This is a genomic window from Facilibium subflavum (assembly GCF_003574485.1).
GTDB lineage: Bacteria > Pseudomonadota > Gammaproteobacteria > Francisellales > Francisellaceae > Facilibium > Facilibium subflavum.
This window is the reverse complement of the sequence record NZ_QLIT01000031.1, coordinates 62,859-70,088: the sequence shown is the minus strand read 5'-3', so window position 1 is coordinate 70,088 and position 7,230 is coordinate 62,859. Positions and strand designations below refer to the sequence as shown.

The window sequence follows — 7,230 nt, the reverse complement described above, 5'->3', positions numbered from 1 at the left end:
CCTATTTACACCTCTACTACGAGCTAGTCCGACTACCTTGCTAAACTTACCTCTAGCTTTTTAGGCTCCAAGATAAGCATTCAGAAATAGCAAGGTTCTCCCAAGTTCCAAAGCAATCAGTTCATCTACCCGCTACGGACTCAGACCCCGGCACCTCCACGCATACTCGCCTTTACGTATTGCGTAGTGCTGATTTCAGGCAAATGAAAACCTTGATCAGGTGCGACGATGATATATTACGGGGCTCAATACCTTCACTTGCGTTGTGGCTGATAGACCGCCCTTACTACAGCTTCATAATGTTCGTTACCTTGCATTATGTGTAGTTCGGTTCCAGACTGGTGGCTAGCCTTTTTCTGGGCTGGATTGTCCAGCTTGATTGCCTTAGCTTTGCTTGGCGCACTCATCACTAACTTCCTGATTAACAAGCTGATTTAATTGGCTCAGCAAATCACGTGTGTAAAGCGTTAAAATTTTATCATTCATTGATAAATGCTGTTCATCTACTGCTGCTAATGTTAAACCTAAGTTTTTTATTTGTGAAATTATTTCTTGTCGTGTCATATCTTTTCCTTTTTTGCAAAGTTCTGCGGTATCATATAACTTTAAGAATGTCTACCCGCACTTTTTGGAATACTTTTCTTTTTTTAAATCTCTACTGTACCTTCTATAGTTCATTTATTCCTCCTAGTCTGGGCGGGGTTCTGTGTCCTGTTTTTTTAGGGGTTGTTCAGTAGGTTATTTTCAGAATTCTTATCACGAATGTGTTGTGTAAAAAAATCTCTCAGTGCTTTTTGTTCTCTATGTTTAAAAGAGAAAAAGCGCTCATTGTCTTTATCATATTGATTTAACAAGGAACTCGTGCTTGTTTTATCAACACCTTTAGCACCATCTTTAGCAAAAGCACGTAAATCTCTCATTCTAATTTTCCTATCTTCTTTATCTCCAAGTATGGTTTTTCTCAAACTTATCCCACCATCTTTATCGTTTATGATTTTAAGTAAATTATCAGCGCTATTAGTTGTATTTAAGGGATGAAAAAAGCCTGACTTTCTACGTGAAACAGCGATGAACGCTAATTTCTGTAAATTATAAGCATTAACGTTATTATTGCCTTGCAAATATTCACTTTTTTCACTTGAAAAATTGATAGTAGGAGCGTTTTTTAAAGTAGAAAATTTTAGCTTTTCATTCTTTACTAATAATTGCTTAATAGCGTCATTATCCTTTCCAGGATTTTCTGCTTGAAGTTTTTCAAATTGTGTCGAAATTTCATGCTTTCTCTGATCCTCTGTTAAATCCTTCCATGGATGATTCTCTAGGAAAAGATCTAGATTCTCGTTAAAATAATTGTTTAACTCTTTATCAATCTGATTAATAACTGCTTGATTACCGTCTACCATACCAAATCGATCTTTTTTATATTGTTTTGTTATTTGATTAATTTTATCTACATTTAATTGATAAGATCCACCACCAGTTTCACTGTTTAACAATAATTCTTTAATTTGATTGATATGAGTGTCTTTAATAGTAGCATAACCAAACGCTTCATAGGCGCTTATTGGCTCGAATTGATGGTAAGTGGAGTTGTGCTCAATTTTCAAACTACCATTATTTAAATTTCCAGCATTCTTGCTAAAAATAGCATTTACCATACCATTAATAATTTCTATTCTCTCCCCCTCTTCTGGAGAAGTCTTTACTGTTTTTTGTAAATAATCCATTAACGCAAATCGAGAAAATTCAATATCACTAATTGGATTACCTGCTTTTATTCTCATCCTAAGTGAATGTTGTATGACGGCAGATATTACCGGCGTCGGACAGTTACCACAAGCAATGACCATTGTTTCTTTCATTAGGGCAGCTTCGTCCTGATGAGTAGATAGTAGTGTTTGCAGCATATTTTTCAGTGCTGATAGGTAATCTCCGCCTAAATTTTTGTATAAAGCTGTAAACTGTGACTTTGAGATAAATTCTTTTATCCTTATATCTTTATTTGCAATTTCTTTGATGCCACTAACTTCTGTTTCGGTTAAGCCAAGCTTATTACCTACTTCCTCTAAGTCATCAACAGAATCCAGGGAATTATCATCACCCAAAACTGGAGGATGATAGACAAAGTGAGGATTAAATTCATGCCATTGGCTCCCCTCACCTCCTTGTAGTACATGTGGTGCTATTTTGAATCGTGTAAATGTTATATAGCCTTGCTGTTGTGCCTGTTGATATTCAATATAGACATAGCTAGGCGGATTATCCAAATTAAGAGCTTGCTGGAAAGGGTCTGGAAGATCACTTATTGCCACAGCCCCACTAGCTATAATATGCATACCAGAGTGATTTTGGTGCAAAAAGTCTATAAAATTACCCGCATGGAAATCGCCAATATCTCCCTCGAACTTTGCTAAAAGGTACATATTTATTCTCTCCAAAGTTTAGTTTAACGTGAATTCGACAAAAATTTGCATTTTTTTTAATAAATCAACAGATCTAAATATTATCAACGACCTATTAAAAGCAGTGCAAAATCACCTGAAATTTTAATCCTATAAAACTTACACACCTGCCAGCCACATTACCCCGCTGGCATAGGTGACTGGGGAGTATTCTCCTGGATTTCCAGACCAGTACAATGGCATGTTTAAATCAAATGCATCATCGTAGATATAATGCATAAGTGATGTGCGCATCACCTTGGCATTATTAATCATAAAGTCTTGATAATCCGCAGCCTTTTGGTGGTAAAACTTATTATCCGCACTTTTCAGCTGATCGATAAATATGCCAAGATAATAACCAAATATCCCCTTAAACAGCGCATCATTCTGACTTAAGTTTTTATTGGGTTCATGCAAAATGCCATCTTGATTCATCGTATGATCTGCCAGTACAGCATCAACGATTTTTACGCCTGCTTGTAAATAACTATCTGCTTTTTGCGGGTCTTGTTGTTTAAAGGCCTGATATAAATAACCAAGCCCACCCAAAACAACACCTTGATTATAGCTCCAGGTTGGCTGTCCATTATTCTGGCATTGCCCTTTTTTAATAATATTTAAACCATCATTAATCAACCCGGCATGGTTGATCATGCCTGATTGTTGGAACCATTGCCACTCTTTTAAAGCCGACTCAAGATACTTTTGATCATGACTAACTAAGTACATTCCTGCACTTAAGGTTAAATAAAGCTCATTGGTGATGGCATTAATATAAGGGGGTGTGACATCTATTTTCCAGGAAACGCCACCACCACAGTACTCCTGGTACTTTGTCCAGCTTGTTGTTAAACGGTCATAGACTTTTTTATAAACATTGAGATATTGATTGCTGTGATGTAATAAATCATATCTTAAATAAGCCAATGCTACCCAGCCAGCATCATCATTACCATCACCGATGGTGTCATAAGCCATCTCCGTATTACCCATAAAATTGCTGATTAAAACATCATACTGATGATCATTATGTTGATTGGTATAATCCATTAACGCTTCCATAATCGGATATTGCTGCCAGCGAAGACCAAACTTTCCATCATTTAAAACCCAGGCATTGGCATGCTCAGGGGCGACAATTTTACAGGTTTTATATAGTCCTGTGTAACTATAATACCAACAATGGTATTGATTTTGATTAAATATGTTCCAGGAAAAATCTGCAAATTTCGTGATCGCTTTTAAATCAAATGCATTAGTTTGAAAAGGTGAGTTTTGATCCATCACTGTCAGCTTAATATTATGATTTTGCTGTGTGCAATGTAAATTAATCGGCAAGGTATATTGTTTATCAATTTCAGTATTGTTCTTAGTCTCACCCCAACTGGACACACCAATTCTTCCTTGTGGGCAGTTAAAAATTTTCGTGATACCTGGCCCAAAATGCGAGTCACTTCCATTAGGGATGAGCTCAAGATGGGTGAGTTTTTGCCCATTTTTAGCAATATCAAATCCAGCAATACTTGAACTACCCAACCAGCTATCAAAAGCGTTAGTTGCCTTATTCCCAGATACAGAAACAGGTAATATGGATAATGGCGATGATAAATCACCAAAATCCCAGTTATCACTACCTGCCGGGGAAATTGTTACCTTTTGATCTGTTAAATTAATTATCTTAAAATGCCAGGTTTGACTGGCATAGCTTAATGCTGCCATTGATAATAGTGCTGCAATGGTTATTTGTTTTTTCATTTTTTTCCTTATCAAATTTTATTGTTAATTAATTTACTGACCGTTTTAGTTTATTCTTTTGACTTTTAACCATCTCCTGAATCAGCTCATCAGCAATATCTCGTGCACTTTTCTGGCTTTGGCTTTGCAGTGTTAGTTGCACATACTCATGACAAGAACCATTGGGGAAAAATTTTGCCAAGATTGCTCGAGCCTTAACCGCGCCAAAAATCTCATACATCTTCTCACGCACATAAACATCAATAACCGTCGTTGATAACGCCCATAATTCAACTGCTCCCAAGGTGCAGGTTAATAGCTGTGTACTGACACCTGATTTTGTTGCAAATTGTGCGATAAATGTCGTACCACTGGATGAGGGGCCATGCACACGATACTGAAGTGCTGATTTTTGTGATGCATTCAAACCAAAGGTTTTAGCTGTTTTTTCTACCGAAACATTGGGGCCTGCATCCATAATATAAATTGATGTCGCAAACTCGAGCATCAAGGCATCAAAGTCATCTAATGACTGTGATGCCAAGGCGATTTGAATATTCCACTTACGTCCTTCGCGCATATCAGTTAAAACCTGCTCACGAATAATTTGGCTTTTTGAGGTGCGATGAAATTCATCATAGACAAGTCGTTTTGATTGATTCAGCTGTTGTGTTACTTTGTGATGATGATAGTTATAATATTTTTCCACCAACTGATTTAAATCATCTTTACCAATAAAATAACGCTGGGCAGTAATATGCCTTGCCAGTAAATAGGCGATTGCAGTTTGTTTATCGGCAAAATCACTCCCTGTCTTGGCAACCTCCCCAACATCAAAGGCAAAAATCGATACATCCTCGATGATAAGCTTTGTAGGGACAACAAGACTTGGGAAAAGCTTAATTGCTACTGAAATCAAACGGTTATATGCACTGACATAATCTTCATTACTTTTTGTGTGTACTTCTGAAAACAAGTCCCTGATTTTACTGGTATTGGCAATTTGTATCGTATCAGCAAGCGTTGGAACTGCATAGGTTTGTGCTTGTATGGCCTCAGATATAAAACCATTATCAAACAAGCAGTCAACCACCTGCCACCAGCTACAACTATGTGCGTTAATTGATAGTCTATGAACAAGCTTATCAACTTCGATTAAAACACCCGGGATATAAGGCTTTGGACTTTGTTTATCACTAAAATGTGCATAAACTTCATCAACAATAACCCCAATCATACTATTCATGCCTTCAGGCAAGGGGCTATCCAGTTTTTCACAAAGCAGCAACGCAATTAAATTAATAATGGCAAAGCGCTGTAGTTTAAATGGAAAACGACACCCTAAAGGCGTATCAAATGGGTTAATGGCGTCATCGTCCGACATCTTAAATTTATGGTAATGTACATGATGCTTATCACGATCTGGTAATGCCTCTTTTATAAGTGAAATAAATCCTTGTGAAGAAGGCCCTACATCAATAATCGAAACACTGGGCAGTGTTTCAAGCCCTGGTGATAAACACACTGCCAGATTCAGTGCATTTAATAGCACAGATTTTCCTGAACCTGAACGCGCGTAAATCAAATCAATCCAACTGATCTGTTTTGTCGAACCTGGCTGATACGGCCACAATTTACCATCTGGCGTTCTAAAAAGTATCGCACCTTGATCCCAAACGGTTGCCGGACGTGTTAATGGAAACATCTTTACAATATCAGACAAAGGGGCCGCTGAAAATGGTGCTATGACATTTTGACTTAATGCAGGAATACTGGATAAGGTTGCAGCTAATGGATCTCCTGTAACTTCAGAGACTTCAACCCCACCCCAGGTTTGAACAATTTTTGCCAGCCGTGAAACACGCTCAATTAACAGATCTTCTCGATCTGCCGGTGCGTTTGTCACTAGACTCACAGACAGTTTCACCACCGGATCATCACTTTTTTCATCGATATATTTTAACAGTTGATGGGAGTCAACGATTAAGCGATTAAAGCGGGAACTAAAAACAAGAAATTGTGCTAAAAGCGCTTTTTTTCTGGCAATATCAATTCCCTTATCACGTACATGAAATGAAATCCGCCACGGCATCCCCGTATCATTTAATTGCCGAAATAACTCATTAAATACACGTACATCTTTGGGAAAAATATCAATACAGACTGGGCGATAAATCCGATCACCAATGCGTGTTGTCTTGATATCCAGATTCTCTGCATCACGTGCTAGTAACTGCTCATCTAAGCTTGGCCATAGAAAATTAGATAAGTCTTTGCATTGTTGATCGATCCTTGGTGCAATTGGGTCACCTGGCAAAAAAGCCTGCCAGTCATCAGCGGTAAACTCAGGATCAATCTGTAAACGAATATAACGCAAAGCTTCTTTAACATGTAAGAGTGATACTTTTAAGCCAACGTAAGAAAGTGCTTCTGATAGACTTTTTATGCTCGAATCATGGATATTAACAAGCTCTGGCAAAGCATAAAACAGTTGTTGGGCTTTTCTTGCATGGTTCTTGCCGTATCGATTTAATGTTTCAGTATATCGTTTGGTGGCATTTTTATAGTGCTGCTTTGTCAATGCACAAGGCAAGGTCCATATCACCAAAAAACAACGCTCAACCGAGATATAAGGTGCCAATGTTTCCACACTTGATGCCAGTATATCTGAGACATTCAGCTGCAAACGTTCTGCTGTATCTTTACAGGCTTTTTGCGCCTGCTGTATATGCTCGAAAACTCTTTCTGTATCTTGGGAGAAAGTTATTTGTAGCTGATGGCCTTGCTTTAAAAAATAAGGCTGTAAAACATCCTGGACTTCTTTGCAGATCTCCCAAAATTCTTCATTACCCACCAGACTTTGATAGCCTTTGATTTCAAAAACACTAAGTAGCTCTGACTTTTTAGAAATCAAGGTATACTCATCGTTGACGCTTTCCAGATCACAATAGGTATAAATGTTCTGTTTTAAAAACTCACCCAGCCAGGCAAAGGCTTCTTCACCGGCGTTATATAAAAAATTAAATACCGACATACTAAAGACCCCATAAGC

5 protein-coding genes are annotated in these 7,230 nt (G+C 37.8%); all 5 read right to left on the bottom strand.

Translation table 11 applies throughout. The annotated features are described in order from the left end of the window. Nucleotides 1-254 precede the first annotated feature (254 nt). The 5 genes from DNK84_RS14195 to DNK84_RS02760 all read right to left on the bottom strand — a co-directional run bounded on the left by DNK84_RS14195 (nt 255) and on the right by DNK84_RS02760 (nt 7,212). Complete coding sequence (locus tag DNK84_RS14195) at nt 255-407, bottom strand: hypothetical protein (protein ID WP_162902145.1); 153 nt, start codon at nt 405-407, stop codon at nt 255-257. Next, entirely contained in the window at nt 385-564 is a 180-nt protein-coding gene (locus DNK84_RS02775) for a hypothetical protein (protein ID WP_119343050.1), read from the bottom strand. Before DNK84_RS02775 ends, DNK84_RS14195 begins: the two co-directional genes overlap by 23 nt. A 155-nt stretch (nt 565-719) precedes the next feature. Further along, nucleotides 720-2,423 carry a hypothetical protein gene (locus tag DNK84_RS02770; protein ID WP_119343049.1) on the bottom strand — a complete coding sequence of 568 codons (1,704 nt, stop codon included), beginning with the start codon at nt 2,421-2,423 and terminating at the stop codon, nt 720-722. Between the two features lie 138 nt (nt 2,424-2,561). Further along, nucleotides 2,562-4,199: a glycoside hydrolase family 76 protein gene (locus DNK84_RS02765; protein WP_119343048.1), complete on the bottom strand. Its 1,638-nt coding sequence runs from the start codon at nt 4,197-4,199 to the stop codon at nt 2,562-2,564. A gap of 28 nt (nt 4,200-4,227) precedes the next feature. Further along, the gene (locus tag DNK84_RS02760) at nt 4,228-7,212 is read right to left on the bottom strand and encodes an AAA family ATPase (RefSeq protein ID WP_119343047.1); all 2,985 of its coding nucleotides are present in this window, start codon (nt 7,210-7,212) and stop codon (nt 4,228-4,230) included. Nucleotides 7,213-7,230 lie beyond the last annotated feature (18 nt).

Bases quoted from the DNA above. Each gene is read 5' to 3' on its own strand.
- DNK84_RS02760 (WP_119343047.1), bottom strand. From the start codon at position 7,212: ATGTCGGTATTTAATTTTTTATATAACGCCGGTGAAGAAGCCTTTGCC.
- DNK84_RS14195 (WP_162902145.1), bottom strand. From the start codon at position 407: ATGAGTGCGCCAAGCAAAGCTAAGGCAATCAAGCTGGACAATCCAGCC.
- DNK84_RS02770 (WP_119343049.1), bottom strand. From the start codon at position 2,423: ATGTACCTTTTAGCAAAGTTCGAGGGAGATATTGGCGATTTCCATGCG.
- DNK84_RS02765 (WP_119343048.1), bottom strand. From the start codon at position 4,199: ATGAAAAAACAAATAACCATTGCAGCACTATTATCAATGGCAGCATTA.
- DNK84_RS02775 (WP_119343050.1), bottom strand. From the start codon at position 564: ATGACACGACAAGAAATAATTTCACAAATAAAAAACTTAGGTTTAACA.